Annotated in this window: 3 protein-coding genes; all 3 read left to right on the top strand. The window is 32.9% G+C overall.

Translation table 11 applies throughout. The annotated features are described in order from the left end of the window. Window positions 1-234: 234 nt before the first annotated feature. Window positions 235-585 (top strand): energy transducer TonB, encoded by a 351-nt coding sequence (locus DWB61_RS17520; protein WP_158614462.1) that lies wholly within the window; start codon window positions 235-237, stop codon window positions 583-585. Between the two features lie 553 nt (window positions 586-1,138). Continuing rightward, complete coding sequence (locus tag DWB61_RS17515; protein ID WP_125032232.1) at window positions 1,139-1,507, top strand: helix-turn-helix domain-containing protein; 369 nt, start codon at window positions 1,139-1,141, stop codon at window positions 1,505-1,507. A 204-nt stretch (window positions 1,508-1,711) separates the two neighbouring features. Then, the coding region (locus DWB61_RS17850; RefSeq protein WP_225423420.1) for a hypothetical protein at window positions 1,712-1,905 on the top strand (194 nt) is incomplete at its 3' end.

Raw genomic sequence — 1,905 nt, 5'->3', positions numbered from 1 at the left:
TGAGCACGGCAAGCTATCTATTTTAGAATTGTTATAGTTAAATGTAATTCAAAAATAGTTAACTTGCCTTTTATAAAATTTGAAACATAAATCAACTAAAGCGCCACGCCATTTAGCGCAGCCCGTTGTAGCCAATTATAAAAAAACGAATGGGGTAAAATGAAGAAGATAGTTTTAATAATATTGATTAATTGTTTTTTATTCCTGTTTTGTAAGGGACAAAAAGTCGATACAATGATTTATATTCTTCCTGAGGTTGCACCAACATTTAAATATGACACTTGCACTAATCTGGTTAGCTCTGTGAAAGAATATTTCATGGACAATTATAAAATGCCCAAGATTCTAATCGATAACGGATATGCAGGGAGAGTATTTGTTGAGTTTGTGATAGAAAAGGATGGTTATCTCAGTAATGTCAAGTTGTGCAGAGGTATAGATGAAGCTTTGGATAAAACAGTAATTGAAACTATTAAAACTATGCCCCAATGGATTCCTGGAATCAATAATGAGAAGAATGTACGGACTAAACTTATTCTTCCCATTTCAATTCATTGGTTATATGGCAGAATTGAAGATGAATAATAACTGGCTACAACAAAAGCTAAATTTCATGGGCGGTGGTGAATAGTTTGAAAGTTTAGTTCAATTAAGAAACACCAGCAAGCCACCTAGATTGGTTTGTTCAAAAATATAAACAAATTTATGCGGCTTGCTTCCGCGCGGTTTGAAAGGTTAACTCTTTTAAATCGCCCACGAAAACTTAGCAAGCCCGTTAGGTGCAATGGGAGCTTCGGTAAAGTATTGATTTTTGATGTTAACTGTGGATCATTTAGAAAATATTTATAACTCTACGATTAACCACTAATAAGAATCAAAGCAGAATAATACAAGAATTTGAAAAATAATCGTGAAACCACGACAAAGGGACAAGTAACAACAGTGATTTGTCTAGAAAACATGGTGATTGAAATAGAAACAACAGTGTTTGGTATAGAAAACGTGGTAAAAGAAGGATAAGTCACGATAATCAATTAAGAAACCGTTATAATCTATATAGTCACCACGACTTTCTGTTTAGAAACCACGACTTTTTATTATATTCGTACAGTCTGAACATCTTAAAAGTTAGAATCTTATGCTTAAATACAATTTTGAACGGATATTTAGAGCTCGTGGAATTGAAAAACCTTTTAGCTTTCTTAGAAAAGCAGGATTTTCAGATTATCTGGCAACAAAGATTAAGCAAAACAAAGTAGCTAGATTAAACTCAAGTTCTTTGGAACGTATATGCATTGTTTTGAAGTGTAGTCCGAATGATTTGTTTGAATGGATTCCTGACAAACAAACATTAGTCGACTCAGACCATCCTTTGAACGACTTGAAGAAGTCAGACAGAGATGTTGATTTGACGACAATGATTAATACTATTCCTTATGGACAGCTTGAAGAGATTGAGAACTTGATAAAAGAAAAGATTAATAAAAAAGCACCTAACAAAAGCTAAATTTCATGGGCGCTGATGTGCCGTTTGAAAGTTTAGTACAATTAATAAACACCAGCAAGCCAATTAAATTTGTCTTGTTCAAAATATAAACAAATTTATTACGGCTTGCTTCCGCGCGGTTTGAAAAGTAAATTCTTTGAAATCGCCCACGCAACTTAGCTAGGCCGTTGTATGCAATAATGATTAAGAACCCTAATTTGTAAAATGAAAGAGAGTAATTGTCATATTGATATTAATAACGGAAAGTTCAATATTGGGGATTGGTATTTCTCTGAATACGTCGAAATATCCGAAGGACATCTTTGTTCAGGTAAGTTTTATTCTTCAATAAATAGAGAATTATTTTTTGAGAATGAACCTTTAAGAATATCAGCTTCTTATAAAGAACAACTCTTAAA

This window comes from Ancylomarina euxina (genome assembly GCF_003863355.1).
GTDB lineage: Bacteria > Bacteroidota > Bacteroidia > Bacteroidales > Marinifilaceae > Ancylomarina > Ancylomarina euxinus.
This window is presented reverse-complemented; position numbering and strand designations above follow the sequence as displayed.

Excerpts from the sequence above, each read along its gene's own strand:
- DWB61_RS17515 (WP_125032232.1), top strand. The coding sequence starts at position 1,139 with ATGCTTAAATACAATTTTGAACGGATATTTAGAGCTCGTGGAATTGAA.
- DWB61_RS17520 (WP_158614462.1), top strand. The coding sequence starts at position 235 with ATGATTTATATTCTTCCTGAGGTTGCACCAACATTTAAATATGACACT.